The organism is Marisediminitalea lipolytica (assembly GCF_001758465.1).
Classification (GTDB): Bacteria; Pseudomonadota; Gammaproteobacteria; order Enterobacterales; family Alteromonadaceae; genus Alteromonas; species Alteromonas lipolytica.
In genome coordinates this window covers 202806-228474 of the sequence record NZ_MJIC01000015.1, presented here as the reverse complement: position 1 = coordinate 228474, position 25669 = coordinate 202806, and the positions used below count along the sequence as shown (strand labels likewise).

The 25669-nt window shown below is 49.8% G+C and carries 30 protein-coding genes; 7 read left to right on the top strand and 23 right to left on the bottom strand.

Going from position 1 to position 25669, the window contains the following annotated elements; genetic code table 11:
* Positions 1-45: 45 nt before the first annotated feature.
* The 4 genes from BFC17_RS15515 (at position 46) to BFC17_RS15500 (ending at position 4352) form a co-directional block, all read left to right on the top strand.
* Positions 46-1023, top strand: a complete 978-nt coding sequence (locus BFC17_RS15515; protein ID WP_070177408.1) for a DUF1852 domain-containing protein — start codon at positions 46-48, stop codon at positions 1021-1023.
* Between the two features lie 26 nt (positions 1024-1049).
* On the top strand, positions 1050-2078 hold the full coding sequence (locus BFC17_RS15510; protein ID WP_070177407.1) for a methionine synthase: 1029 nt from the start codon (positions 1050-1052) through the stop codon (positions 2076-2078).
* A gap of 174 nt (positions 2079-2252) precedes the next feature.
* Positions 2253-3914 carry a sensor histidine kinase gene (locus BFC17_RS15505; RefSeq protein WP_070177406.1) on the top strand — a complete coding sequence of 554 codons (1662 nt, stop codon included), beginning with the start codon at positions 2253-2255 and terminating at the stop codon, positions 3912-3914.
* Between the two features lie 51 nt (positions 3915-3965).
* Complete coding sequence (locus BFC17_RS15500; RefSeq protein WP_070177405.1) at positions 3966-4352, top strand: VanZ family protein; 387 nt, start codon at positions 3966-3968, stop codon at positions 4350-4352.
* Between the two features lie 8 nt (positions 4353-4360).
* Here BFC17_RS15500 and BFC17_RS15495 read toward each other — a convergent pair whose 3' ends face one another.
* From BFC17_RS15495 to BFC17_RS15465, 7 genes are all read right to left on the bottom strand, one after another.
* Positions 4361-5029 (bottom strand): YoaK family protein, encoded by a 669-nt coding sequence (locus BFC17_RS15495; protein WP_070177404.1) that lies wholly within the window; start codon positions 5027-5029, stop codon positions 4361-4363.
* Between the two features lie 139 nt (positions 5030-5168).
* Entirely contained in the window at positions 5169-5456 is a 288-nt protein-coding gene (locus BFC17_RS15490; protein WP_070177403.1) for a hypothetical protein, read from the bottom strand.
* 254 nt (positions 5457-5710) lie between these two features.
* Positions 5711-6355, bottom strand: a complete 645-nt coding sequence (locus BFC17_RS15485; RefSeq protein WP_217494030.1) for a tetratricopeptide repeat protein — start codon at positions 6353-6355, stop codon at positions 5711-5713.
* Positions 6352-7161 carry an SDR family oxidoreductase gene (locus tag BFC17_RS15480; protein WP_070177402.1) on the bottom strand — a complete coding sequence of 270 codons (810 nt, stop codon included), beginning with the start codon at positions 7159-7161 and terminating at the stop codon, positions 6352-6354. Before BFC17_RS15480 ends, BFC17_RS15485 begins: the two co-directional genes overlap by 4 nt.
* On the bottom strand, positions 7161-7832 hold the full coding sequence (locus BFC17_RS15475) for an iron-containing redox enzyme family protein (RefSeq protein ID WP_070177401.1): 672 nt from the start codon (positions 7830-7832) through the stop codon (positions 7161-7163). Before BFC17_RS15475 ends, BFC17_RS15480 begins: the two co-directional genes overlap by 1 nt.
* A gap of 16 nt (positions 7833-7848) precedes the next feature.
* Positions 7849-9291 (bottom strand): AMP-binding protein, encoded by a 1443-nt coding sequence (locus tag BFC17_RS15470; protein ID WP_070177400.1) that lies wholly within the window; start codon positions 9289-9291, stop codon positions 7849-7851.
* The gene (locus BFC17_RS15465; protein ID WP_070177399.1) at positions 9291-9989 is read right to left on the bottom strand and encodes a thermostable hemolysin; all 699 of its coding nucleotides are present in this window, start codon (positions 9987-9989) and stop codon (positions 9291-9293) included. Before BFC17_RS15465 ends, BFC17_RS15470 begins: the two co-directional genes overlap by 1 nt.
* Before the next feature lie 269 nt (positions 9990-10258).
* On the opposite strand from BFC17_RS15465, the gene BFC17_RS15460 reads away from it, so the two are divergent.
* Positions 10259-10837 (top strand): DapH/DapD/GlmU-related protein, encoded by a 579-nt coding sequence (locus tag BFC17_RS15460; protein WP_070177398.1) that lies wholly within the window; start codon positions 10259-10261, stop codon positions 10835-10837.
* A 113-nt stretch (positions 10838-10950) separates the two neighbouring features.
* Complete coding sequence (locus BFC17_RS15455) at positions 10951-11481, top strand: cold shock domain-containing protein (RefSeq protein ID WP_070177397.1); 531 nt, start codon at positions 10951-10953, stop codon at positions 11479-11481.
* Here BFC17_RS15455 and BFC17_RS15450 read toward each other — a convergent pair whose 3' ends face one another.
* The 15 genes from BFC17_RS15450 to BFC17_RS15380 form a co-directional block, all read right to left on the bottom strand.
* Positions 11482-12180, bottom strand: coding sequence for a hypothetical protein (locus BFC17_RS15450; RefSeq protein WP_070177396.1), 699 nt, complete (start codon positions 12178-12180; stop codon positions 11482-11484).
* Complete coding sequence (locus tag BFC17_RS15445; protein ID WP_070177395.1) at positions 12177-12944, bottom strand: hypothetical protein; 768 nt, start codon at positions 12942-12944, stop codon at positions 12177-12179. The genes BFC17_RS15450 and BFC17_RS15445 overlap by 4 nt, the downstream gene beginning before the upstream one ends.
* On the bottom strand, positions 12934-13290 hold the full coding sequence (locus BFC17_RS15440; RefSeq protein WP_070177394.1) for a cupredoxin domain-containing protein: 357 nt from the start codon (positions 13288-13290) through the stop codon (positions 12934-12936). The genes BFC17_RS15445 and BFC17_RS15440 overlap by 11 nt, the downstream gene beginning before the upstream one ends.
* Entirely contained in the window at positions 13287-14588 is a 1302-nt protein-coding gene (locus BFC17_RS15435; protein WP_070177393.1) for a sensor histidine kinase, read from the bottom strand. The genes BFC17_RS15440 and BFC17_RS15435 overlap by 4 nt, the downstream gene beginning before the upstream one ends.
* 3 nt (positions 14589-14591) lie before the next feature.
* The gene (locus tag BFC17_RS15430; protein ID WP_070177392.1) at positions 14592-15257 is read right to left on the bottom strand and encodes a response regulator transcription factor; all 666 of its coding nucleotides are present in this window, start codon (positions 15255-15257) and stop codon (positions 14592-14594) included.
* A 143-nt stretch (positions 15258-15400) separates the two neighbouring features.
* On the bottom strand, positions 15401-16327 hold the full coding sequence (locus tag BFC17_RS15425) for a flavin reductase (RefSeq protein WP_070177391.1): 927 nt from the start codon (positions 16325-16327) through the stop codon (positions 15401-15403).
* 8 nt (positions 16328-16335) lie between these two features.
* On the bottom strand, positions 16336-16527 hold the full coding sequence (locus tag BFC17_RS15420; RefSeq protein ID WP_070177390.1) for a 2-hydroxymuconate tautomerase: 192 nt from the start codon (positions 16525-16527) through the stop codon (positions 16336-16338).
* A 43-nt stretch (positions 16528-16570) separates the two neighbouring features.
* Positions 16571-17527 (bottom strand): PDR/VanB family oxidoreductase, encoded by a 957-nt coding sequence (locus BFC17_RS15415; protein WP_070177389.1) that lies wholly within the window; start codon positions 17525-17527, stop codon positions 16571-16573.
* Between the two features lie 22 nt (positions 17528-17549).
* Positions 17550-18293 (bottom strand): SDR family NAD(P)-dependent oxidoreductase, encoded by a 744-nt coding sequence (locus BFC17_RS15410; RefSeq protein ID WP_070177388.1) that lies wholly within the window; start codon positions 18291-18293, stop codon positions 17550-17552.
* Between the two features lie 8 nt (positions 18294-18301).
* Positions 18302-18781, bottom strand: a complete 480-nt coding sequence (locus BFC17_RS15405; RefSeq protein WP_070177387.1) for an aromatic-ring-hydroxylating dioxygenase subunit beta — start codon at positions 18779-18781, stop codon at positions 18302-18304.
* 4 nt (positions 18782-18785) lie between these two features.
* A complete protein-coding gene (locus BFC17_RS15400) occupies positions 18786-20078 on the bottom strand; it encodes an aromatic ring-hydroxylating oxygenase subunit alpha (RefSeq protein WP_070177386.1) in 1293 nt (430 codons plus the stop codon).
* 11 nt (positions 20079-20089) lie between these two features.
* Positions 20090-20599: a nuclear transport factor 2 family protein gene (locus BFC17_RS15395; protein WP_070177385.1), complete on the bottom strand. Its 510-nt coding sequence runs from the start codon at positions 20597-20599 to the stop codon at positions 20090-20092.
* Positions 20600-20607: 8 nt separating this feature from the next.
* Positions 20608-20967, bottom strand: a complete 360-nt coding sequence (locus tag BFC17_RS15390) for an IacB protein (RefSeq protein ID WP_070177384.1) — start codon at positions 20965-20967, stop codon at positions 20608-20610.
* Between the two features lie 29 nt (positions 20968-20996).
* Positions 20997-22142 carry an acyl-CoA dehydrogenase family protein gene (locus BFC17_RS15385; protein WP_070177383.1) on the bottom strand — a complete coding sequence of 382 codons (1146 nt, stop codon included), beginning with the start codon at positions 22140-22142 and terminating at the stop codon, positions 20997-20999.
* A 3-nt stretch (positions 22143-22145) separates the two neighbouring features.
* A complete protein-coding gene (locus BFC17_RS15380) occupies positions 22146-23297 on the bottom strand; it encodes an amidase (RefSeq protein ID WP_070177382.1) in 1152 nt (383 codons plus the stop codon).
* Between the two features lie 419 nt (positions 23298-23716).
* Between BFC17_RS15380 and BFC17_RS15375 the strand changes: the two genes are divergently transcribed.
* A complete protein-coding gene (locus BFC17_RS15375; protein ID WP_070177381.1) occupies positions 23717-24178 on the top strand; it encodes a MarR family winged helix-turn-helix transcriptional regulator in 462 nt (153 codons plus the stop codon).
* Between the two features lie 10 nt (positions 24179-24188).
* On the opposite strand, the gene BFC17_RS15370 is transcribed toward BFC17_RS15375, so the two are convergent.
* The gene (locus BFC17_RS15370) at positions 24189-25502 is read right to left on the bottom strand and encodes an MFS transporter (protein ID WP_070177380.1); all 1314 of its coding nucleotides are present in this window, start codon (positions 25500-25502) and stop codon (positions 24189-24191) included.
* Between the last annotated feature and the right edge of the window lie 167 nt (positions 25503-25669).

Here is a 25669-nt window from a genome sequence, read left to right as displayed (position 1 = left end):
CGCTGTGTTTTATCTCAAAAAAATGGACAACCTGAGCGGAAGACTATGGACAACCAATTTACTTTTACAATAAAAAGCGTTTGTTTTGATGAGAATTACCAACCTTCAGACAATACGCGTATTACCACTAACTTTGCTAATCTTGCCCGCGGCAGTCAACGCCAGCAAAATCTGCGAAACACCCTCAACATGATCAATAACCGTTTTAATGCCCTGGCGCCCTGGGATAACCCTACCGGCGATCGCTACTGCATTGAGCTGGAAATTATCTCTGTAGATATCAATATCGCCGGCAGCGGTCAGTCATTCCCCAGCATCGAAATCCTGCAAACCATTATTTTCGATAAACAAACTAACGAACGCATTGAAGGCAACGTAGGGAATAACTTTTCGTCTTATGTGCGCGACTATGACTTTAGCGTGGTACTGCCTGAACACAACAAAGCACAGCCGGCCTTTAGCGTGCCGGACAACTTTGGTGAACTGCATGGCAAGCTGTTTAAACGGTTTATCCACTCCAGCGAATATCAGGCGGCTTTTAGCAAACCGCCGGTTATTTGCCTGAGCGTGTCAGACAGCAAAACCTATTTTCGAACCGACAATCATCACCCGGTATTAGGCGTTGAATATACGCCGGGCGAAACATCATTAACCGAACAGTATTTTAAAAAAATGGGCCTGTCTGTAAGGTATTTCATGCCTCCTAACAGCGTTGCGCCTCTAGCGTTTTATTTTATGGGTGATTTGCTCAACGACTACACCAATCTGGAACTGATCAGCACCATAAGCACCATGGAAACCTTCCAGAAAATCTATCGCCCGGAGATCTATAACGCCAATGCAACGGCCGGCAATCGCTACCAGCCTGATTTGCGACATCAGGATCATTCCTTAACGCAAATTGTCTACGACCGCGAGGAGCGCAGTGAGTTAGCCCGAGCCCAGGGGAAATTCGCCGAAGAACATTTTATTAAGCCATACCAGCAGTTCCTCGAAAATTGGTCTGCCAGTTACTCACTCTAACCTAATTAAATGGGTACTGATTTACTATGAAAACACTTTTACCTACTTCAACCGCTGGCAGCTTACCTAAACCATCGTGGCTGGCAGAGCCGGAGCAGCTGTGGTCTCCCTGGAAACTCAATGGTAATGCACTGCGTGAGGGTAAGCAGGATGCACTGCGCATTGCCCTTAAAGAACAGCAGCAGGCGGGCATTGATATTGTGAGTGATGGCGAACAAACCCGTCAGCACTTTGTAACTACGTTTATCGAACACCTTAACGGCGTTGATTTTAGCAACCGCAAAACGGTAACCATTCGCAACCGTTACGAAGCCAGTGTGCCTTCGGTAGTTGGCCCGGTAAGCAGACCCAAATCAGTGTTTGTAGAAGACGCCCGGTTTTTACGCCAACAAACCCACCTTCCCATTAAGTGGGCGCTGCCTGGCCCTATGACCATGATCGACACGTTGTACGACGACCACTATAAAAGTCGCGAAAAACTGGCCTGGGAATTTGCCATATTGCTCAATCAGGAAGCCAAAGAGCTCGAAGCAGCTGGCGTGGATATTATTCAGTTTGACGAACCCGCCTTTAACGTGTTCTTTGATGACGTAAATGACTGGGGTATTGCGGCACTGGAACGGGCCATTGAAGGCCTGAAATGCGAGACCGTTGTGCACATTTGTTACGGCTACGGCATCAAAGCCAATACCGACTGGAAAAAGACCCTGGGTTCCGAATGGCGACAGTACGAGGAAATCTTTCCTAAACTGCAACAATCCGCCATCGATATCATCTCGTTAGAATGCCATAACTCCCATGTACCAATGGAACTCATGGAATTGGTGCGCGGCAAAAAGGTTATGGTGGGGGCGATTGACGTAGCCAGCAACACTATCGAAACGCCGGAACAAGTCGCCGATACGCTGCGCAAGGCTTTGCAATACGTGGATGCCGACAAATTATACCCCTGTACCAACTGCGGTATGGCCCCGCTATCGCGCGAGGTAGCCACTGCCAAACTTCGCGCATTGGCCGCCGGTGCTGAACTGGTTCGCCGGGAACTGTCAGCCTGATCCTCGCGGTACGCTGCTTACGAAACACAACCTTTGTTGCCCGGGGAGGATACTGATAGCACTGTAAAGATCAGTATCTTCCGCTGCCGGTTAAAGAATATCTTTGGTTATGTGTCTTTTTCGGCACTTGTTAACTATATTTCAGGTAATTTATCCACAAGATAGTTAGTTTTAATGTCCAAAGCACTAGCAGGTTACTTGCTTGGCGGCGGGTTTGTTTTAGCGGTAACAATTTATGGAGCGATGATCAGTAACACGCTGCTAAAACAAGACCAGGAACTCACGTTTAAAACACCCATGCGTGAATTCACCGACCTTCTTAACGAAAAGCTTGCGTATAACGTCTTCGCGTTGCGGTCTACCGTGCAATTTTTCCGTTCTTCTGAAACGGTAGATAAGTATGAGTACGACAGTTTTGTGCGGCTGGTGATGGAGCAGTCACAAAATATCGCTGTAATGGCCTACTTCAAATTTCACAAAATCTACCCGCGCTCGTTTGGTGAAGGCGATTTGGTGCCCGTTTACTGGTCCCGGTTTGACGAAAGCAAAGGCATGTTTGCCGAAGTAGTATTGCCTCTGGTTATGGATAATCTGCGACAAAACATTTCACGGATCCCCGGCGACGCTGTTGCCACCAACATTTTTACCATTGGCAATGACGGCAAATACTATTCTTTTGTGTTGCAACGCATAGGCCGGGACAACGGCTTTTTGGGCATTCTGGTAGATGTAAGCTATGCGCTGGAACAAATACTTAATAACCGTATAGCGCAAAACTATGCGCTGTTCGAGACGGATACTATCCCGCCTCGTAAGGCATTCAGTTCGGCGGATTACATAGAGAGCCAGCATAACTATATGAGAAACGCCAGTTTCGATGATTCGCTGTTCTTTTTTGACCGGCAGTGGCAGCTTTACAGTTATCAGAAAACGCCGCCACAAAAAATTCTGATGTATGCTGCCATCCCGATCACCGGCTTTTTTCTGGGGATTTTACTGGTTTATTTTGTGTGGTTTGCCATTCGCTTAAAAGTGATTAATCACGAAAAAGAAACCGCCTTATCCCACCTGCATTTTGCGCAGGAGAAAATCATCGAAGCTGAAAAACTCAGTGCGATGGGCCTGGTTGTTGCCGGGGTTGCCCATGAGGTAAATACCCCGCTGGGAATAAGTATAACCAGCCTGTCTCATCTGGAAGAGATGGTTGACGAACTGCGAAAGGATTTTGAGCAAGGTAAACTGGACAGCGACAGCTTTGCCGATTTTTTAAGTTCAATTACCGAACTGGCCGAACTCTCACTTAACAATATCCGCAAAGCCAGCGATTTGGTTTCTAAGTTTAAGAAAATTGATGTACTCAATAACGGCTTTACCCAGGAACTGGAGCCGGTAAATATTGCCGGGGTTCTGGAAGCGTTTGTTGAGCGTTTTTATTGTGAGCACCCGGACAGTATTGTGAAGTTTAATATCAATGTGGATGCTTCTTTAACGGTAGTTACCTATCCGGCGGCGATACTCGAAATATTTTCGTATCTGGCGTCTAACGCGGTGGCTCATGCGTTTGATTACGAACAACAGCATTGCGAAATCGCCATCGACTATCCGCTGCCCGGCACTGCCCATCGTTTTCAGTTTAAAGACAATGGCACCCAATTTGACAAAAGCCTGTTACACCGTGTCCTCGACCCTTTCTTTACCACCAAACGCGGCGCAGGGTACGCGGGTTTGGGGCTGAGTGTGGTGTATAACCTGGTTACTAACAAACTTCACAGCGACATTCAAATTGAGCATGACGAAGGTTTTTGCGTTGCTTTTGACCTCAAAGACCTGCAGTGAGACCATATAAGCGTCTCCAATCCTAACAATAAAGATCAAGGTATCGCCAACATGGATGTCAAAGTACTCAGCCGGGCTCTGGCACTCAGCTTTTCAGGCTTTATCCTGTGGGTTATTTATCTGGCCAACACCGGCCAGCCCAGCCTCTTTTTTGAAATGGTTCCGGCCATCCCATTGGGCGATAAAATCGGTCACGCCGGGCTATTTGGTACCCTTACTTTTCTGGCCACCTTCGCTACGCAGTTTCGGTTTGTACATTGTTACCGTATCCGCATTTATTACGGCGTTATTGCGGTTACTGCCTTTGTCGTGACCGAGGAAATCAGTCAGATGTTTATCACTACGCGCACCTTTGATTTTACCGATTTAAGCGCCGATGCACTGGGTATGGCCGCAGCCGTTTTGCTACTCCGCAGGGTACAGTCTGGTAATAACTAATCCTCAGACTAGCTGCCCGCCCGATTTTGTTTAGCAAAAAGGTAGTAAGAAACCGCCAGTATCAAACAAACAATAGCAGGCAATATCAGCGCGATACGAGGTAAAAAATTAAACCCGATAGCCCCAGCGGTGCCACCAAACACAAAGCCAACTATAATAACTAAAAACAGCTGTAACTTGCGGGTATCCAGCGTCTCGCCGCGCACCATAGCACCCAGCATTATGCCTAAATCAGTAAAAATACCGGTAAGATGGGTGGTTCTGACCACCGCACCGCTGTAGCGGGTAGCCAGTGCATTTTGTAAGCCGCAGGCCGCTGAGGCAATAAAATGGGCATAAAACAGCCCTTCGTTTAACAGCACCTGAGCGATAATCAATAGCACACCTTCTATCAACAGCGCTGTATCATAATGACGGCCCAGTTTTAGCGAAGCATTATCCAACAAAATGCCAGCCAGAGTAGCGCCAGCTAAAAACGAGAGTAATACGCCTGAGAGGTGTAATACGCTGGCCCAGCTGGACTGAAAAATATCAGCGCCAAGCAGTGTGGCGGTGCCGGAGACATGGGAAACCGACTGGTGCTCAAAGCTCAGTAAACCAATAGCATTAACGTAACCAGCCACCAATGCCAGTAACAATGCGCCAACTTCTACCCACTTGGGTAACCTGCCAGGCACGTCGCCTCTCCTTTCTGTAAACAGACACCGGTCGGTAAGCGCAGTGCTTTACGCCACCCGGTAAATGAATAAGATAGCAATATTGCGCAGCAGTTAAAGCACAAAAACGCTAAAGCGTATTTTAATCCGCTATTTCCGATTAAACGCAGGTGTTATTGATAATGTCCCGTTGGATCTTCGCGTTCTGCGCGTCGCCGGTGGATTCTGCCACTGCCAGGTCAACCCGTGCCGCGTCACATTTACGCCGCAACTCCGCCGACATCAGGTAATTTTGATCTTTCTGCTGCTGAACCAGCCCTTTCCAGCCATTATATTCTGTGCGCTCTTCCGGGGCTCTGTCAGCCTGGTATGGCTCTGGCTCGGTCGCCTCACAGCCACTTAAAAATACCACTACAAAGCCCGTAGCCAGCCAAAGCGCGTTTTTCATCCGTTAGTTTCCAATCAGTTAGACTTACTGAATGGTATCCGGCGTCTTTACGACTGTTTTATCCCATCGTCCATTTTAAGCATCTGCGAGTCCCGTCTTTTAAACTATCAGCAAGCCCAATAGCACAGGATGGTTTACCGTAATAAAAAAGTCGGTGCAGCAAGCTACATCCGACTTTTCCGACTATCCTGCAGAGCAGGTGATAAAGCAAAGCCAGCGCGTACAAAGTACAACGCCGGCTATCTGAATGACAATTAATGTATTTTCTTTTCGACCTTGGCGCGCAGAGCCGCAATTTCCTGATGACGGCCTTCGTCAGCCAGCGGACGATCCGGACGCGGCGCTGCCTGTAACGCTTTATCCAGGTAGGCTAATGCCTGTTTATACTCGCCGTCATCAAACAGGTACTCAGCATAAAAGTAATTGCTGTCGATGCCATCGGGATTCACTTCCAGTGCACTCTTTAACAGCTGTTCAGCTTTTTTGTCACTGCCAAAGCCGATTGGCCAGCCAGGCACCTTGTGATAGAGCACACCCAGACTGGTCATTGCTGATCCTTGCAACGCATGGGAATCGATTGCCAGTGCATCCTCAAAACTCTTTTTCGCCGCTTTGGCATACTTCAACGCGCCAATTCCGCCTTCGGCACCTGCCGTGCTGGATTGCACAATACCCAGCCAGATTAGCAAGTCTGCCTGTTTAGGGTGCGCTTCAACCAGCGCTTCGGCCTTTTTGATCAGCGCTTTAAATTCGTCAGCTTTTTTGTCGCTGTCGATATCAGCATAGTTAATCTTAGCCCAGGACGTTTGAATGGAAGTCAGGCCAGGACTGGTTTCTGCGGCACTCAGAGGTAAGCACACGGCAACCAGTGCAGTAATCAGATAGCGAAGCATTTTCATGACAGTTTCTCCTTAGTGACAGAAGTCAAAAAGCGTTTAATTGTTGGTAGTTTTTTTATCAGTGCCCGATCGACGATTTCAGGCAATACGCCGTTTATTCGAGCAAAAAGCTTTTCCGGGAAGCCGATAAACCAGCGGGATTTGTTAGCCTCCAGTTGTGCCACCAGGGCATCAGCCACCAGCTCAGGCGAATCCATTTGATTGCCCAGCGCCTGATTCATTGATACCACCGCATCAGAATTAATGGCGGTTTTAGTAGCGCGAGGCGCAAGGTAATAAAAGTTAACCGGGCTGTTGGCATATTCGCGAATTAACGATTCGGTAAATCCGCGCAGCGCAAATTTCGACGCGCAGTAAGCCGCATGGCAGGGAAAACCAATACTGCCAAAGGTCGACCCCACGTTAACCACATAACCTTTTCCTGCACGTTGCAGAATCGGCAATAAGCGCTGAGTTAAAGCAATGGGGGCGGTCAGATTAGTGGCCAGCAGGGTTTCAATCCTGGCCATTGGCATATTTTTAAAATCGCCAATTTCGCTGATGCCCGCACTGTTAACCAGCATGGTTGGCTGACGTTCGTGACACACCGCCACCACCTTATCCAGACCTTCCTGGGTGGTAATATCGGCACAGGCGATGGTATGACGGCCGGGTAAGGACTCCAGCAATGCCGTCAGTTTATCGGCATTACGACCGGTCAGAATTAACGACGCCCCCAGCCCAGCCAGTTTGCGGGCAATGGCTTCGCCAATACCGCCGGACGCGCCGGTGATAAGACATACCTGATTTTGCCACTGAATAGCCATTACGCGGCCTCCACCAGTTGGGCTTTGCAATCGAGCGTGCGGAAAATATTGGCATACAGCTGGAAGAACATTTTGGCAGAGTGGATGATGATATCCTGGTCGGCTTTGTCGTCGATTTTGTTCATCAGGTCACGGAAGAACACAATGTGCTCCTGATCCAGTGAGCCATGTGAACGCAGGTAGCTAAAAGCACCAGCCGGTAAATCCAGGGTTTTTCTAATCATGCCTGCGGCGTTATCGGCCAGCGCAATGCTGGTGCCCTCCAGTACAAACACCATTCCAAAGAAACACAGTGGATTTTTACGGCGAATGGCATCGTATGCGTACGCCACCATTAACTCGGTAGCCGCTGAGGGCAGACTGTGGCGCGCCTCTTCTTTATCCACACCGCAGGTAGCCAGGTCGTTCAGGATCCACTCCTGATGACCCATCTCTTCTTCGATGTATTCACCAACCGCTTCGCGCAGCCATTCTTTGCTTTCTGGTAATGCCGCACCGGTTGCCATTAACAGCGGCACCGTATGCTTAACGTGATGATAGGCTTCACGCAAAAACGCAGTATAGTCATCTAGCGTGATGTCACCTTTGAACACCTGCTGGATAATAGGCGAACTGGTTAAGTAAGCGCGTTCTGCCTGGGTTTCCTGTTCTAATCGGGTATATAAACTCATGATAATAACTCCTCGCCTACGCGACTTCTGCTGCGTACATAGCTTCAATTTGAGACTGAAAATGGGTCAACGCGGCATCGCGCTTCAGTTTGCCATTAGCGGTAAACAAGCCGCTGTCAGGCAGAATTTCAGGGATGGTTTGCCACACACCAATGCGGGCATAATCTGGCAGCTTGCTGTTCACTGCCGCAATATACTGTTCGATAACCTCAGAACTAACGCCTGCATGGCATGGCACCAGCAACGCACCGCATTCTGCGCGCGCTTCACCCACCACCAACACCTGGCTGAACAGCCCGGCAGCAGTCAGTTCACTTTCAATCCATTCGGGCGAAATGTTGCGCCCTAAAGAGGTGATAATGAGGTTCTTTTTGCGTCCGCCCACCTGATAAAAGCCGCTGTGTTCACTGACTAAGTCGCCGGTTTTCACCACTGTCGGGTAAAAGGATTCCGGCATATTCAGATAGCCCAGGAAGATAGTGCCACTGGCCACCAACTCACCGTTTTCGATGCTAAGCTGGTTATGGCCCAGTGAGCGACCCACAGAATTCACTTGCTCAGCGCCGGGGCGGTTTAACGTATTCACTGAGACGCATTCAGACAAACCGTAGCCCTGATATACCGGCAGACCGCAGGCGCGGGCTTTGGCTAATACCGCCGACGATACGTGAGCACCGCCAACAGCAATAAATTTAAGTGATGCTGGCGGTTGCCAGCCATTGCCACAGGCCACTACCAGCAACTGCAATAATTCAGGCACCAGAATAAGTGATTCTGGCTGTGCCGCACTGATAGCGCTTAACATAGCGGCCGGATCGGTTAACCGCGCGCCAGAAAAGCCAAGCTCCTTACTGCTGGACAACACCACTGTGCCACCGCAGGTTAACGGGGCGTATACACCGGCTATGTTTTCCAGCAGTGTTGCCAGGGGCAGCAGGCACTGGTGGCGAACATGGGGCATTTGTAAGGCCGCGTCCAGACTGGCTGCCACCCTGGCCTGAGATTCGTTGCTCAGACACACGCCTTTAGGATTGCCGGTAGAACCTGAGGTAAAGGTAATTTTGCCGGTACCCTGAGGAATTTGTGGCGCTGACATATTGTCGCGAGTCAGGGCAACCAGTTGGTTAAACGGTGCACTTACCGCCTGTAAAGCGGTAAACAGAGCAGGTTGGTCAGTAATGATCAGCTCAATGCCCGCTTCGTTTAACAGATGCTCGCGCTGGGTGTCAGAAAAATAAGGCGGAACAGGAACCAGTAAGGTGCCCGCTTGCTGGCTGGCCAGGTCGCAGATTACCCATTCCGGGCCGTTACCTGCCAGCAGCGCAATGTGCTGTGCATTTTGCTGGCTTAACCAATTGGCTACGTCCTTTACGCACTGTTGTAACTGCGCATAAGTCAGGCTGCCATCGCTCCAACTTAACGCTTCGCGGTCCGCCCACTGAGGATTAAAGGTTAACATTATAACTGCGCTCCTAACTCTGCGGTAAAGGCCGGTGCTAAAGGCGCAAACTGCTCATAGCCCACACGCAGTTTAGGGTTGTCCAGCGTGAGCTGAATAATATCGGCAACTTTTGCAGCCACTACCTGTGGCGCGGTCTCGTAATAAGAACCCCAGTTTTGCTTTGGCTCACCTAATTTGGCTTCGTTGGCTTCGGTAAGGTAGTGCAGGCTAAGGCCGCCATGTTCCATCATACGTTGCAGCTTGGTAGTCGCGGTAAATACCAGCACCGAAATATGTTGCTGAAACAGCGCCATCGCGGTTAACAGCAACAGCGGCATGGTGTAACGGGAAGAACTGCTGTACAGGTTGCCAATTTCAGCTAACCGGTGACGCGGGCAGTGAATGCCTTTTTCTGACAGCGCCTGTTGCAGCGAGGTATCAAAATAAGTTTCGACGAACATATTTTCTTTACCGGTGCGCACGCCCAGTGCCGCTTCGATTTTGTCGCGACCCAGACCCACAAGTAAGGGCATAAATTCGGTAATTTGCGCCTGATAGGCCTGGTTAAAGCCTTTGGCGATATGGTTTTCAATGGTTTTTCTCTTTGCGCTTTGCTTGGCTGCTAGGTGAATGGCAGCAGGCGCGACAGTCGAGCCTTTACGCAGTGTGCGCAGGCTGGATAATTGTTCTGAAACAGGTTGGATAATGCTCAACATATATTTGTCTCATAGGTGACTGTTGAGCGTAATTATGGAATGTCAATATTAAGTGAACCTTAAGAGCAAAAAAATCTTCAATTTTTTTGTTTCCCGGAAACACAACGTGTTATCCGGGACCTCCTGAACTTTGTGACTCACTGAAAATCTTCAGGTTTTTTGGTGCCCACTTAAACCGGTCAGCGAGTCCCATTGCATATCTACCGTGTTTTGCCTGACAATAGCGCCAAACAAACACTGTACATTACCAGCTATACATCCGGAGTTTTATGAATCTTACTACCTTTATCGACATTATGAATTCCGGCGAGAAAGTTCTGGCGGGATCAGAAGTGCATTTGTATATGCATAAGCTCAGTCAGGATGCCTTTGCCGTTACCGCAAAAATAAACAACCAGTACAACACGCCAGAAGAAATGACGGCGTTGCTGTGTGAACTCACCGGTAAAGAAGTCAGTCCATCGGTTACCATTTTTCCGCCGTTATTTACTGATTGCGGTAAAAACCTCCACTTTGCTGAAAATATTTTTGTTAACTCCGGCTGTAAATTTCAGGATCAGGGCGGTATCGAGATAGGCTCTGGTACCCTGGTCGGCCATAACGTGGTATTTGCATCGCTCAACCACGAGCAAGACCCCAAAGCCCGAGGCAATTTGCTGCCGGGCAAAATCGCCGTTGGTGAAAATGTCTGGATAGGTGCAAACGCGACAATCCTGGCAGGCGTAACCATTGGCGATGGCGCTATTATTGCGGCTGGCGCAGTAGTTAACCGTGATGTCCAGGCCAATACTATTGTCGGCGGCATTCCGGCTAAATATATTAAGGATGTAGAAATCAACGCTGAGTAAAATGGCGGGGCGCCATCGCGTATCTTTTTCCATAACAGTAGAAGCCAGGCAGTCTCCGTAAACCTGCCTCGGCTGTTATACTCAGATTAACGGATAAACAGGGATGATGTTATATGAGAGCTAAGGGAACACTAAAAAGCTGGAACAACGACAGAGGCTTTGGCTTTATAACTGCGCCGCTGTATGCCAAAGACGTGTTTGTGCATATCTCAGCATTTACCGATAACCATCATCAGCCAAGGGTCGGTGAACCGCTCACCTTTGATATTGAACAGGATAAAACCGGTAAGGTTCGCGCTATTGAGGTAAAAAGTCCCATTTCAGGTACGGCAGGAAGTGGGTATTTGGAATCCCAAAAGCAGGGACTACCGCTGGCTAAAATCATGTTGCTTTTAGCCTTGATAGTGGTGGGTTTTATCGCCTTGCAAAAGCCTGAAACACTTCACGTAGCAACGCCTCAAACCAATGTACTGCCCTACCAGGAGCCTGAATCTATCACTCAGCATTTTAAATGTGATGGCAGACAATATTGTGGCCAGATGAACTCACGGGCCGAGGCCGAGTTTTTTCTGGCAAACTGTCCGGACACCAAAATGGACGGCGACGATGACGGTATTCCATGTGAAAATGACACGCGGTTTTAATTAAAACTCATATTCCATGGCCATGCGTAAGGTATGGTCTTTATTGTCACCGTTAAATCCGGCAATAAAGCCCACTTCCCACTTTAGCTGCTTTTGTTTGTCAAACCGCTTAATGCCCATAAATGCAGGCCCGATGCCGACAAAATCCTCGGCCGCGTAAAACTCCACCGCGGGTTGAATTTCGGGTATCCAGCGATAACGGAATTTTACTTTAAGCTCGCTTTCAAACTCCGAAGGCACGGTGTCGCCCCATTCGTACACTAACAGGATATTGGTAGTCAAACTAAAGCGGCCCAGTTCCTTTTCGGTGAGTACGCCGCCTTTGAACTCCCAGTCGTTGCTGGCATTTTGCTTTTCCAGCTCAAATAACAACCCCCAGTCGGCCCAGTACTGGCCTTGCTCGGTTAGCATCGAACGCAACTCAAGCTCATACCCGGCAGTGCCAAAGTCGCCGTGCTCGTCCCGCGAACCCACAATATAAGCTTCTAATATGGTGTATTCAGATAAGGCGTGACCAAAGGAAAAGCGCTGCATCAGGATATTGCCGCCATCATCGCTTTGCCGTGAGGTTAAGCGCCACTCTACTTCCCGCTCGAAAGGCAGAACATAGGGGTGATACACCTTATCGACGGTAAAGTTGTCGGCCCACGCCAGTTTTGGCAACAGTACCAGCAATATTATGCCCAGTATTACTCTCATCTTAACCTCCCGGTCGACGCCTGCCGGCCAACCAGTAACGAACGCAGGTACCAGTACGCAACGGGAAAAAACAATGATGCCAGATATACCATCATATAAGCTCCCGACGGGGTGGCTTCATAACCCACCAGTACATTTAAAAAATGGCCATACTCGCTGTCGTCTGCCACCCAACCGGAGGTATCCCACAGCCGGCTTTGGTTTGGCAGCAAATTTATCTGCTCTAACAGCATTGCAATACCGGCCACCTGGCCAGCAAAAAAGACATTTAAAAATAATAACTTGAGCAAATTAAAGCGGATTGCGTTAAGCAATACATAAAGCAGTACACCAACGCTCAGGCTGATCCCCAGTCCGATAACATTACCCAGAACTAGCGACGTACCCGCATCAGGCGCAGTCCAGTACGCCAGAAAATAAATAATAAAATGAATCACATTAATAAAGGTGATCCCGGTCATCAGAATAAACGCCAGCCACTGGGTATTGCTAGCCGCCTGTAGGTATTGGCGACGAAGAAACTCGCCAAGCCCGATCAGCATAACCAGTAATACCAGGGTTTTAATCAGTTCCAGACCGCCACCCTCAAACCATTCGGATACCACGGACAAATTAAAATACAAGGCTGCGGCCAGTAAAAAGCCTACCAGAATGCCGCCCAACAAATGCCGGGCACTGCCTTCATTTTGGGCCAGCAAGAAACTAAACAGTAAGAACACCGGCAGGGTGTCCCGAATAAACAGGATCACGGTATTAATTAGCATCCGTTGCCTCCTTATCCGTCACAATGACGCTGCCTACGGCGGAGTTAGGATGTAACTCGCCAAAAAACTTGTAGGTACCTTCGGGCAACGGCCCGACAAAAATGGTGCCTTTGCTGTTGGCAAAAATCACTTTTTCACGATTAAGGTCAAAACTGTCGATTTCTTCCGGCGTAGGGTCATGGTTAATAAACACCAGACGCACTTTTTTGTTGGGCGGAATTCGCACCGTTTGCGGAATAAACAAATGGTCACGTATTTCAATCACCACTTCTGGCAAAGCGGCCATGGCTGGCATGGTGCTGAGTGTCAGTAATGCAATGGTGCAGCTACGCAGGATCACTTTCATGACTCAATGACCTCAAACGGCAGCCTGATGGTCACGCAAAGTCCGCCCAGCGAAGATTCGTCCAGCGTAATAGTGCCATGATGCAACGTGACTATCTGACCAACAATCGCCAGACCTAAGCCACTGCCAGTGGACTTATATTTTTCGTCTTTTTGATCACGGTAAAAACGCTTTAACACCTGCGGCCGTTCTTGTGGCGCGATGCCAGGACCAGAGTCCTCCACCATCAGCAATACCTGTCCATCCTGTGCCTGTACGCTAACCTGAATCGCCGCGCCCTCAGGCGAATAGGCACTGGCGTTAGCAATCAGGTTTTGCAACATGGTATACAGCGTAAATTCGGTGCTCATCAGCAAAGCACTGTCTCCCTCAAGGCTGATGTCCTGCTGTTTACTCTCTATTTTACTGTAAATATCGGTAATCACATTTTGCGCTACCAAAAACGCATCCACCTTGCTTAACTGCAAATGAAACATTTCGGGACTGGTGCGACTTAACAATAATATCTGGTTTACCACGTGGATCATGCGGTCGGTATCTTGCTGGATAGCCTTGAGTTTACCTTCATCTTCCTGACGCTCTTTGGCAAGGTTATGCAGGTTAATTTTCATCACACTTAAGGGCGTTCTCAACTCATGGGCGGCATTAGAGGCAAATTGCTGCTCTCTCTCAAAAGCCTCATTAAGACGTGAAAACATGGTATTGAGGGTATCCATAACCGGCTGCATTTCTTCTGGTACATGGGGTAGCGATACCGGAGATAAGTCTTTTCCTTTACGGTGGGACAGCTTTTGCGACAGCAATTTAAGTGGTTTTAAACCTAAACTCACCGAAACAAATACAATCAACGCCAGAATGGGCACGGCATATAAAAAGGGCATGATCACAGAAACAGTCAGCGAATCAGTAAGGCCAACCCGGCTTTGCAATGGCTGGGCAACTATCACAATGGTGTTATCCACCAGCGTTTGTTTGTATACGCGCCAGCGTTTACCAGCAAAATTCTGCTCGGAAAAGCCGTCATCGCCCAGTGTTAGTGGCTGATCCGGCTGATTAGGCGAGTCGGTAATCAGTTCGCCATTACGCCAAATCTGATACACCAGTTCACTGCTGCCTAAACCTTCTGCCTGCTGACCATGACTTATCGAAACAGAGTAGAGCAGTGTGGTGAGTTCCTGATCCATAAACCGCGAAGACATAGATAGTGCAGCACGATAGCCATGGATGGCAGCGCTAAATATCACCAGAATCAGAGAGCTGACCAATACCAGTGTGATGGTGCGCCGAATAGAATGCAACCGTCATGCTCCATTGACAGGAATACTGTAACCCACACCGCGGATCGTTTTAATAAAATTGTCCGGCAGCTTTTTACGCAGGTGGTGAATATGTACCTCGATGGTATTGCTCGATACTTCATCACCCCACTCGTAAAGCCGAGACTCCAGTTTTTGCTTGGGCTGAATACGTCCACCATTTTCCATTAACACCTTAAGCAGCATAAGCTCTCGGCGCGGCAATGAGACCGCTTCTCCGGCTACGGTAAGTTCCAGTGTTTGCGTGTTCAGCGCCACCTCACCAATTTTTACCATGGCGCTGGTGGCGGTACCTAAACGGCGCTCCAATACCCGCAGGCGGGCAAATAACTCGTCCATATCGAAGGGTTTGGGCAGGTAATCATCGGCTCCAGCGTCCAGCCCTAAAATCTTGTCGGTCACCTTATCCCGGGCAGTAAGAATAATCACCGGCATCTCTTTTATTTTATGGCGAATTTCCCGTAATACTTCGAGGCCATCCATGTCCGGCAAGCCCAAATCCAGAATAACAATATCAGTTTGCTCAGCAGCCAGCATCGACAGCGCTTCGCGGCCGCGGTAAACACAATCCACCACATAATTTGCCGCGCGCAACGAATTGCTGAGCGCGGCCGACAGCGGCTGATCATCTTCCACAAGAAGTATTCGCATGTTATTGATATCGGTATTAATTCGGTTTGACCAGTATAGCAGCTAAAGCTTAAGTAAACCTTAAGGATAGTTTGCGTTGAGTAGCAGAAAGGATGGCCCGTAACCACTGCACTAAGCAAATAGCTACAGGCCCAGGGAGAGTATTACAAGCCTTGCAGGCGGCGCAGCATGGTTTTAAGCAGCTGTTCTTCTTCTGCACTGAGGTTATTCATAAAGCCAGATTCGTGCTGTTTGGCGGTTTGCTTCAAGGCGGTCTGTTGCACTAAACCTTCACTGGTCAGGGTAACCGCATCGTCTGCCACCGCGACCCAGCCTTGTTCACTTAAGGTTTGCAGCATTACCTGTAAATCTTCTGGCGGTTGCATTGCCAGCTCACTGAGTTCAGTAAACGACTGCGCCTGCCCGGCACTGAGCAGCGTCATAATGCGCCAGCGCTCCGGCGTAATCCCGTGCTTCTCCATCAGCTTAGGGTAAAGTTCGTGCTGATAACGGGTAGTTGTGCCATTAAGCAAGTACAGCAGATAATCGTGCAAAAACTCACTGTTCGATGGCGTATTTTTGTCATCACTGGCCATAGCCGGGTGCTGATTAGTTACCGCATAACTGCCGCGGGAAAATACCAGCGGCGTGGCCGACTCAACATTTTCGTAAGCGGTGACTTCACCCACAATAATAATGTGGTCGCCGCCATCATAAGTTTGCCAGGTTTTGCAGATAAACAGCGCAGCATAATCTGCCAATAGCGGGCAGCCCTGCTCGTTAACGCTGAATTCGATACCGCTGAACTTATCATCGCCACGGCTGGCAAAGCGATTCGATACCGCGACCTGCTCTTCATGTAAAACGTGAACAGCAAAATACCCGGCGGTTTCGAATGTTTTCGCACTGAATGAACGCTTATCGATGCTCCATAAAATCAGCGGCGGGTCCATAGACACACTGTTAAAGCTGCTGGCTGTTACGCCAACCGGCTGCTTATCACTGTCAGTGGTGGTAATAACGGTTACGCCGGTGGGAAACTGCCCCAACGCGCGACGAAAAATCTTTGGATCGATATCCGTGGTTAACATATCGCCCCCTACCTGCCAGCCTTGTGAGCGGGCAGTTTGCCCATGCCCCAATGCCCTTTGGCATATTCATTAATAATTACCCGGATGTTTTCTTCCGGAGCACCAATACTGTCCATAACGGCCTGTGCTACGGCGGCTATCAGCGCCTCTTTCTGCTCGGTCGTTCGACCTTCAATCATTTGTACATTGATAATTGGCATGTTGATTTGCCCCTGTTTTTACACTGCTTAAATTTGTGCGCGATTAAATGTCCAGAACCAGTCGTTTAGAGCAAGCCCGTGAACAACACACGGCAATCTGATCGTTATCTTCTTTTTCTTCGTCGGTAAGGAAATGATCCCGGTGGTCAGGTTCGCCCTCGAGCACATCGGTAATGCAGGTACCGCAAACCCCTTCTTCACAGGACACGTCTATCTTTATGCCTGCGCCTTTCAGCGCCTTGGCAATAGACTGATCGCTGCCTACCTCTACGGTGATATCGCTTTGTGCGCAGTACACTTCAAAGGAGTCGCCGGTGATATCCACTTCGGCGTTAAAGTATTCAAAATGCACATGGTCACTGGAGTAACCCGCGGCTTTGGCGCTATCAATAACCCAGTCCATAAAGCCGCCGGGACCGCAAACATACACATGCTGACCACTCTCCGGCGCCGTAAACAACTCGCCAGGATTCAGTTTTTGGGCGTCGCCCAGATCGTCACAGTGCAGGGTTAAGCGCTCACCAAACTCGGCTTGCAACTCTGCCACAAAAGCGCCTGCTGACTGGCTGCGTAAACAATAATGCAAGGCAAAGTCAGCACCTTGCTGTGCCAGGGTTTTCGCCATCGCTATCATTGGCGTAATACCAATGCCACCGCCAATCAGCAGATGTTTGGTGGCATTATCTGCCAGCGGAAAGTGATTCCGTGGGGCACTGATTTGCACCTGACTACCCACATTCAGCTGTTCAAACACATACACCGAACCACCCCGTGAGGCCGGGTCATTTAACACGCCAATGCGGTAACTTTCGGTACTGTCCGGACTGCCACACAAGGAATACTGACGAATCAGCTCATCTGCCAGGTGAATATCGATGTGCGCGCCCGCCGTAAATGCCGGCAGTACTGTGCCGTCAGCACGTTTTAAAGTCAGTACGGCAATACCGTTACCCTGGTTGGTGCGCTCGCTTACAACGACGTCAATTAGTTCACTACTCATATCTCTTTCTCTCTATCATTGCTTAGCGCATAAACATGCCGCCATTGATATCCCAGGTAGCCCCGGTGACCGTGGCCGCGCCGTCACTGGCCAACATAACGACCATCTGACCGATAAACGCCGGATCGCTAAGTGCCTGAACAGGGATAACATTCTGGATAATATGTTCGAGCTTGTCGGCCGGGACTTTTTCGCGCACCGTGGCCAAATCTACCGGCCCTGGTGCAATGGCATTCACCGTTACGCCTTTACCGGCCAGATTACGGGCAAAAATCTTGGTTAATGTCACAATGCCGGCCTTGGAGGATGCATAGTGCGCCCCGGCAGCCACACCGCCCATCTGCCCGGCCAAAGACGCCAGATTAATAATTCGCCCGGTACCGCGCTCCATCATGGTTTTGCCGATCACCTGACAGGCCAGAAACGTGCCGCGCAGATTGATATCCACCACCTGAGAGAACTCCTCAGGTGTGATATCAAACAAGCTGGTGGTGGGTGTCATGGCCGCATTGTTCACCAGCACGTCAACTGGTCCCCAGGCGTTTGCCACGGCTTCCTGCACATCAATAAACTGCTGTTTATCCAGCACATCCAGCTTAAGTGCCATTACCCTTGCGGTATCGTCTGAAAGCGCTTTGGCAGCCGCTTCAACGCCAGACTGGTTAGCATCGGTCATCACTACCCGGTAACCAGCGGCCAGTAGCTGACCACTGATAATTTCGCCAAGTCCCTGGGCCGCACCGGTAATTAATGCTGTTTTTTGCATACCAAACCTCAGAACAGGTAACTAACAGTGGTCAGGTGTTCGTTGGATTTCATCACCCGCGCCACTTTTTGCTGAATTAAAAAGCTGTCTTCGGTCGGCTTCAGAATAAACTCCACATTGGCCGGGAATGCCCGCACACCATTTTTATTGTTTTCATATAAACAATAAGCGCAGCGTACTGTTACCAGCTCATCGCTGGCTTCAAGAATGCGAATGCGTGATAACGTGCGCACGGTGTTTTCAGCACCTACTGTCGACACTGCCTCACCATTGCTCAGGCGGGCAATACGCAGCTGGCGCATTTCATCATCGTCGTAGGCAACATTCAGGTGATTCGCGAAATCGGTAACGTCATGCTCAACCGGCACAATGTACAGACCGCTTTTTTCCCACAGCGCGAGCCACTCGTCGTAGGCTTTGTGGTCGAGTAAATCCGCCTCCAGACTCAAAAATTCGCTTACCCGGGTATATAATTGGTTTTCACTCATGGGATTACTCCTTCTCTTCTGCCGCCATCATTTTTTTGTACTGCTGGTAGGCTGCGCGCATACCGGTTTCAGAGCACACTGCGCCTTTGACATTGCCATCTTCGGAGGTGGATAAGCGCGACATACCGCGGTTAACCATGATCCAGCCGTCGGTGCCAGCCTTTGAACCATGTTGCACCCGCTCCCAGGCTTCACCATCATCCGGCGTACCAAAGCCCATCGGCCCCTGGAAGTGCTCATGCAAACGCATCCGTTTCTGGTTAAACGCAGCGGGAGCGCCTTTACCACCAATAGCAACATGGTGAATCTCGGTTTCGTCCACACTGATTGGCACCAGATTGCGGAAAAACGCCATTGAGCAAGACACGTTAGGGAACAGGTTAAGGTTAAATCCACTGCCACCCACGGCACGAACCAGACGTTTAATTTCTGCTTCGGATTTGCCTTCTTTGGCCAGCTCGTCGGCCAGCGGCTGGAAACGCTCAGGGATGGGGTCATCCAGATTAGCTTCTAAATCCACTAAGTCCGGGATCATCACCATTACGCTGTGGCCATTGCCTAAGTCTTCAACAAAGCCATCGCCATCGAGGAAGTCGAAGACTTCAGCGGTCTGGTCGTCAATGGAAGAAATAAACGATTTATGCACAATCGGGAAATGATAGGCGTCGGTGGTATTTTCCAGCTGAATTTTCCAGTTGCCCGGGAAACGGAAACGATGATCGCCTAACACCTGCACCGGGTAGCCGCCGGACTGTTTCATAAACAAATCCATCCACTTTTTAGCGCCACCCAGGAAGCTGTCCAGCGATTCGATGCTGTCATCCAGCGTAGCGAAGATCATGCCCTGATAGGTTTCAAAGCGCAGCGAATTTAGTCCAAACTCAGCCTTGTCGAGGATGTTTTCGTACTCTTCTGGTTTAGGCAGGGCACGCAGGCTGCCATCCAGACCGTAACCCCAGCCATGGTAAGGGCAGGTAAACGCTTTGGTTTTGCCGTGTTTCTTCTCGCACACAGTTGCGCCGCGGTGACGACAACGGTTTTGCAATACGTGGATATTGCCTTTGCGGTCACGTACTACGATAACCGGCTGACGACCAATCTTAGCCGTTTTATACGAACCACTGTCAGGGATCTCGCTTTCATGTGCCAGCCACACCCAGGTATGGTTAAACACTTTATCCAGTTCTTCTTCGAAAATCTCCGGATCGGAATATAAGGATTTGTGTACACGGTCTTCCATTACCATATCAGCGGCGCTGGTAATGGATTTGACGGGTATTGATGTAGTTTTAGTCATAATATTCTCCGCTAATCTTGGTTATCCGGAACAGGCAGCTCGGCGGTGTTATCCCAGGGGGATGCCATAGGACGGCTAAAAATGTTCTCGGTAGTAAAATGATGGATGAGCCACTGCGCATGGCGTTGTACAAAGGTTACCGACAGGCGGGCGCAGCTCAGTTGCGAGCGGCCATCAATAAAGTCAGAGGGCTGCATCAGCAGCCAGCTGCCAGTAGCGCTATCGCCCCTGACTTGGATATCTTCGTTACCCAACACATGGATATTCATTAAAAAGTGGCCGGGCTCGCGGGTGTAGCCTGCAAACATTTGCCGAATTGCAACGCAGCCCTCGTAGCGACCAAAGGTTTTTTTATAACGTTTTCCCAACCCTTCCCAGGTCGCATCCGCGGCAAACAGTGACATCAGCGCATCTAAATCGCTGCCTGGACCCAGTTCATCACACAGCGCCATATACCGGTGCATACAGCGTCTGACTTTCTTTTCGGCGTCCCACTGCGCCAGCAATTCAGCGTAACTCATGGTCGTTCTTACTCCGGCACAACCAGTTTGCGACCAATGCGCGCTTCTACCTTGCAGTATTTCCACAGACTGTAAGTACCGTCGCCTACCGGTGTAGTACGGAAGAAATTACAGGCTTCAATAACGGTTTCCAGATCCGGCACATCGGCCATAATGTAAGCTGTCCAAGGTGAATCATAAGACGGTCCAACCTGAATGCGGTCGTCGTCCATAATGCCCAGAATGGTCACGCCAGGCAGTTCATCAATACCTTTCATCATGGCGCTGAAGGCCTGCCAGACATCGCCCATTTCTTCTTTGGTGGCATCCATAAAGTTCTGGTTGATGCCCATGCAAAATAAAACTCGGTGAGTAGTTGGTTCAGTCATAATTTAATCCTTATGTAAAATTCTTTGGGTTACAGATAGCCAGGGAAGGGTTCGTGACCAAACATAATGGCCCCGGCATTTTGGTAGGTGACTTCACCCATAAAGGCATGCTGCGTTAGCATGGAAGCGTTGCGCATGCAGTAAGAAAGCGGGTGCTGTGCGTAGCTGCCATCCATTCCGGACAGCTGGTAAGCCATGCGGGTTGCCTCAGCAGTTTCGCGAGCGACATTGGTAGTGGCCAGACGGACCATGCTGACCTGATGCTTGCTGGGTTTATCTCCCTGCATGATGGCATCCCAGACTTCGTCGGTAGATTCATAGAAAAACGCCCGCGCAGCGCGTAATTTCGCTTCGGCTTTGGCCAGCTCGATTTGCGCATAGTGACGCTCACCGAGATTTGGCGCGCCGGTAACCGACTTGCGGCCTTCGGCCAGCGCCACTACCGAGTCAATTGCATCACGGGCCACACCCAGACCGGTAACCGACAGCACCTGTGCAGCAAATGACAAAGACGGATAACTAAAAAAGGCAGAATCCATACTGGGCTTGCCACCACGAACAAATGTCCAGTCTTCAGGCACAAATTCGTCTTCCAGCACCACATCAAAGCTGCCGGTACCAACCATGCCATGCACTTCCCAGGTTTGTTCAATGGTCACTTTATCAACCGGGAATACCGCCATGCGGGGCAGGGCATTCACTTCGTCAGCGATAATGCCAACGCCAATTAACTCTGCACCCATGCAGCCACTGGCCCACTGCCAACGCCCTGAAACCAGATAACCACCGTCCACTTTCTTCGCCTTCTGCGGTGGAAACACGCCACCGGCGAATACGATATCCGGCGAGTCACCCCATACCTTGTACAGGGTTTCCTCGGGCAGTGCCGCCAGATAAGCCGGGTTCATACCAAAGCTGGCTACCCAACCGGCGGAACCATCTGCCGTTGCGATAGCTTCAATCGCGCGCAGAAATTCACTGGGTGATTTCTCATCGCCACCAAAGGCTTTTGGGACAAAAGAACGGTAGATACCGATGTCTTTAAACATGGCAACAACGTCTTTTGGGATAAAGCGCTGTGCTTCAAATTCGGCTCTGCGTTCCCGAATGGTTGCCAACATGGCATCAAATTTCTCTGCGCCCCCCCACTGGGACTTATCTACGGTTTTCGGCATGATTTATTCTCCAATTCCAGATTGGCCGTGGTGTTCGATTTCCCACAGTTGGCGGGCAACTGCGAACAACAATTCGTCTTCGTTTTTGCGGGTAACTAACTGAATACTCAGTGGCGCTGAAGCGTCGCCGCGTAAAGGCATCACCAGCGCCGGGTGGCCTGACAGGTTAAAAGGCCGGGTAAATAAACTGATATTCAAATCCACTTCGCCAGCCAGAGCAGCCTCACGCTGCATAGGTTTAGCGGGCAAAGACGGCAGGATAAGCACATCAAAATCGTTAAATAAGGTGTCGAGTTCATCGGTAAAGGCCTGGCGGACCTGCTCAGCCTGGTCCACAGCCTGAGCGCTTACTCCCGATGCATTTTGCAAACGTATGGCCACATCTTTGCCCAGTTTGCTCATGTCCAGCCCATGAAAGCTGTGCCAGACTTCGCTGTTCATGATGGTCAGAGCCGCATCAAAGGCCGGTTTAAACCAGACTGGCTGGGCAACAACAGATAGCGCACCACGCAAATGACCGGATAACTGGTTCAGCAGGTTGTCCATTGCCTTTTCGTTGGCTGCGGTATCCGCTACCTTAATGCGGCCCAGGCGCACATCCGCAGGCAAGGCCATGCCCGGTTCAAAGGAGGGGTCCATGGCCGACATACCAAGCTCAAGCGTAGCAATATCACGAGCCATCGGACCAATAGCATCCAGCGATGACTCGGCAGGGGTTGCACCTTTGCGACTGATGCGATTAAAGGTGGGTTTAAGCCCGGCAATACCGCAGCATGCTGCTGGTACACGAATAGAACCACCGGTATCGGTGCCAACGCTGAAGGTGACTTCGCCTGCGGCAACCGCAGCTGCACTACCACTTGATGAGCCGCCGGTAATCAGCGCCGGAAAGCGTGGATTCAGTGGCGTACCAAAATGCAGATTAACCCCGGTCATGCCGTAAGCCAGCTCGTGTAAATTGGTTTTGCCGACAATGTCGACGCCTGAATCACGCAGGTGTTTTACCACTTCGGCATCAGTACTGGCAGGCAGCGAATCAGCGAACGCCGCGCTGCCACAGGTGGTGGGCAACCCCGCCACATCCAGGCAGTCTTTGATTGCCACGGTAACCGGGGCAGTCGTTGACGTTGTCTGACGCGAAATAAAATTACTCACTGCTGCAATACCTCACCTGGCTAATGTTTAATCTAGTATTATGTCAATTTACTTTACTATTCAAGTAATTTTTCATGTAATTATTTATAGTCTGTTTGTTGCAATTTTTGTTTTGCGCCCAACAAGGGGGGACCACCATCAAACCAGACAGCAGTGCCACTAAGGCATCATTCAATATCACTATTTGCCTGACAGACCACCTAAAAACAAAGCCTTCAGGTCAAACCATCAATGTTTCCCTTGCGCAAAAACCCAGCGATACGCCCACCATTTAACAATCAAATCAAACTATTTTTACTTAACTTTTTAAGTTCCCTACCACGGTACTTATATATAGGTTATGATGCCCGCGGTCTTCGGGTCTGTAACCGCCCCGGGGACACCTTAATACCGATTACCCCTGTAAAGAGAAAGCATTTATGGATAACCAGCTAGACCGATTCAAACCCGCCTCCGGACATTTTGAATATCGTAATTTTCCGTTTTACTGGATATCCCGTGTATGGAGCGCCTACTCTCTGCGTATGGAGCGCCATCTCAAGCGCGCCAAACTGAATACCACGACCTGGCGGATCATCATGATCCTTAACGAACGTGGCTGTTTGTCGGTAACCGAACTGGCCACCCATGCGGTAGCCAAAACGCCTACCATTACCAAAGCTATCTATAAAATGCAGGAAGACAGCATTGTTGAAATCTTCCCCAGCAAAACCGATGGCCGCGTATCCATGGTGTTGCTGACCCCCAAAGGCCGTAAGATCCTTGAGGAAATTATTCAGGACACCCAAAAGGTGTTTCATGACGCTTATGCTGATATGTCCCATGAAGAAATCGACAACCTTAATTACATCCTGAAAAAGCTTTTTGCTAACCTCGATTAAGCGCGGCCGCTTACTTAATTTTTAGCCGCGACACCAGTGTGGCGGCCACCAAAAGCGGCCCGGCGAATACCAGAAAACTGCTTTGCATGGTCATGCCTCCGGCAATTAATAAACCACCAAAATAGGGGCCGATCACGGCACCGGAGCGACCCAGGCCCAACGCCCAGCCAATCCCCGTGGCGCGAATCTCAGCCGGATACATTTTGGCCGAAACCGAGTACAGGCCTACATAACCGCCCTGCATAAAAAAGCCTAAAACAAACAGCAGGCCAATTAGCGTCCATTGCGCGCTGATCTGAGCAAGAATAACCAGCAGTACCGCGGCTAACAGCAAGAACACGCCAACCAAACGGGATAAACCAAAGCGTACCGCCAACCAGCCCAGTAAAATCGTGCCTACAACGCCACCAAAATTCAGCGCCACGCCGGTGTAAATCCCCTGTTGCTCACTCAGCCCGCTGCCAATGGCCAGCTTAGGTAACCAGCTCATAAAAAAGTACATCCCCATAAAGACGCAAAAGAACGTCCCCCACAACATCGTGGTACGGGCGCGCCAGTGCGGAGAAACCAACTGCCTTACGCTGTTGACTGGTGCTTCATCATTATTAGTAGTGCTCACAATGGCTACATCGGCGGCTACAGGGCGTTTCATGCGCGACAAAATCGCCACAATATCCTGCTGATCGGCCTGTCGGTTGCGTTTTGCTAAAAACGGAATGGACTCCGGTATCAACAAATAAACGATAAAAGCCATTAACAGGGTTAACACACCAGGCACCACAAAGACGCCGGCCCAGCTCATGGATGCCATCAGCGCAGGGGCCAGAAAGCCACCGGCCGTCGCCCCCAACGGAAAACCAGCGGCAATGATCGCAACAGTAAAGCTGCGGTGACTGTTAGGCGTATATTCAGAAGTCAGTGCTGTAACATTTGCCAGCATGCAGCCCACAGCCAACCCGGTAATAAAGCGCAGCAAATACAGATGCCACAGGGCATCGATGAACCCGGTTATAACCATACTCAGTCCGGCCGCGCCGACGCTGTAGATTAATAACGCCCGACGACCATAACGGTCAGCAAGCGGCGCCAGAAACAATGCACCAAACATTATCCCGGCCAGCGTAATACTGAACACGCCTCCGAGATTGGCGGCATCTATGCTCAGCTCATCACTGACCCGATGGGCCACATAGGCCATGGAAGTGATATCAAACCCGTCCAGAATCATCAGCAGTAAAGAAGTGATTACCACTGTCACCTGGGTGGGCGTAAATGGATGCCCGTCATGCAGCGTGTCCGCCACAATGTGTTTTTGCACTGTCATTTGCTGCCTCTGCTAATTGTTTTAATTGGTTAAATTTTTAGCGGCTTAAATTCAACCTAAATCAATTACATGAAAAGTCAAGTAACTGAAAATCACTTTTTTGATAGCACAAAAATGACGCAAAAGTCCCATCCGCACCAATACTGAAGCCATAGAAAGCAATGCAC

Excerpts from the sequence above, each read along its gene's own strand:
- BFC17_RS15370 (WP_070177380.1), bottom strand. The coding sequence starts at position 25,502 with ATGACAGTGCAAAAACACATTGTGGCGGACACGCTGCATGACGGGCAT.
- BFC17_RS15475 (WP_070177401.1), bottom strand. The coding sequence starts at position 7,832 with ATGAGTTTATATACCCGATTAGAACAGGAAACCCAGGCAGAACGCGCT.
- BFC17_RS15465 (WP_070177399.1), bottom strand. The coding sequence starts at position 9,989 with ATGTTGAGCATTATCCAACCTGTTTCAGAACAATTATCCAGCCTGCGC.
- BFC17_RS15450 (WP_070177396.1), bottom strand. The coding sequence starts at position 12,180 with ATGAGAGTAATACTGGGCATAATATTGCTGGTACTGTTGCCAAAACTG.
- BFC17_RS15455 (WP_070177397.1), top strand. The coding sequence starts at position 10,951 with ATGAGAGCTAAGGGAACACTAAAAAGCTGGAACAACGACAGAGGCTTT.
- BFC17_RS15510 (WP_070177407.1), top strand. The coding sequence starts at position 1,050 with ATGAAAACACTTTTACCTACTTCAACCGCTGGCAGCTTACCTAAACCA.
- BFC17_RS15445 (WP_070177395.1), bottom strand. The coding sequence starts at position 12,944 with ATGCTAATTAATACCGTGATCCTGTTTATTCGGGACACCCTGCCGGTG.
- BFC17_RS15390 (WP_070177384.1), bottom strand. The coding sequence starts at position 20,967 with ATGACTGAACCAACTACTCACCGAGTTTTATTTTGCATGGGCATCAAC.
- BFC17_RS15460 (WP_070177398.1), top strand. The coding sequence starts at position 10,259 with ATGAATCTTACTACCTTTATCGACATTATGAATTCCGGCGAGAAAGTT.
- BFC17_RS15500 (WP_070177405.1), top strand. The coding sequence starts at position 3,966 with ATGGATGTCAAAGTACTCAGCCGGGCTCTGGCACTCAGCTTTTCAGGC.
- BFC17_RS15410 (WP_070177388.1), bottom strand. The coding sequence starts at position 18,293 with ATGCAAAAAACAGCATTAATTACCGGTGCGGCCCAGGGACTTGGCGAA.
- BFC17_RS15375 (WP_070177381.1), top strand. The coding sequence starts at position 23,717 with ATGGATAACCAGCTAGACCGATTCAAACCCGCCTCCGGACATTTTGAA.
- BFC17_RS15420 (WP_070177390.1), bottom strand. The coding sequence starts at position 16,527 with ATGCCAATTATCAATGTACAAATGATTGAAGGTCGAACGACCGAGCAG.
- BFC17_RS15385 (WP_070177383.1), bottom strand. The coding sequence starts at position 22,142 with ATGCCGAAAACCGTAGATAAGTCCCAGTGGGGGGGCGCAGAGAAATTT.
- BFC17_RS15505 (WP_070177406.1), top strand. The coding sequence starts at position 2,253 with ATGTCCAAAGCACTAGCAGGTTACTTGCTTGGCGGCGGGTTTGTTTTA.
- BFC17_RS15480 (WP_070177402.1), bottom strand. The coding sequence starts at position 7,161 with ATGGCTATTCAGTGGCAAAATCAGGTATGTCTTATCACCGGCGCGTCC.
- BFC17_RS15515 (WP_070177408.1), top strand. The coding sequence starts at position 46 with ATGGACAACCAATTTACTTTTACAATAAAAAGCGTTTGTTTTGATGAG.
- BFC17_RS15485 (WP_217494030.1), bottom strand. The coding sequence starts at position 6,355 with ATGAAAATGCTTCGCTATCTGATTACTGCACTGGTTGCCGTGTGCTTA.
- BFC17_RS15440 (WP_070177394.1), bottom strand. The coding sequence starts at position 13,290 with ATGAAAGTGATCCTGCGTAGCTGCACCATTGCATTACTGACACTCAGC.
- BFC17_RS15490 (WP_070177403.1), bottom strand. The coding sequence starts at position 5,456 with ATGAAAAACGCGCTTTGGCTGGCTACGGGCTTTGTAGTGGTATTTTTA.
- BFC17_RS15415 (WP_070177389.1), bottom strand. The coding sequence starts at position 17,527 with ATGAGTAGTGAACTAATTGACGTCGTTGTAAGCGAGCGCACCAACCAG.
- BFC17_RS15470 (WP_070177400.1), bottom strand. The coding sequence starts at position 9,291 with ATGTTAACCTTTAATCCTCAGTGGGCGGACCGCGAAGCGTTAAGTTGG.
- BFC17_RS15400 (WP_070177386.1), bottom strand. The coding sequence starts at position 20,078 with ATGACTAAAACTACATCAATACCCGTCAAATCCATTACCAGCGCCGCT.
- BFC17_RS15405 (WP_070177387.1), bottom strand. The coding sequence starts at position 18,781 with ATGAGTGAAAACCAATTATATACCCGGGTAAGCGAATTTTTGAGTCTG.
- BFC17_RS15425 (WP_070177391.1), bottom strand. The coding sequence starts at position 16,327 with ATGTTAACCACGGATATCGATCCAAAGATTTTTCGTCGCGCGTTGGGG.
- BFC17_RS15395 (WP_070177385.1), bottom strand. The coding sequence starts at position 20,599 with ATGAGTTACGCTGAATTGCTGGCGCAGTGGGACGCCGAAAAGAAAGTC.
- BFC17_RS15430 (WP_070177392.1), bottom strand. The coding sequence starts at position 15,257 with ATGCGAATACTTCTTGTGGAAGATGATCAGCCGCTGTCGGCCGCGCTC.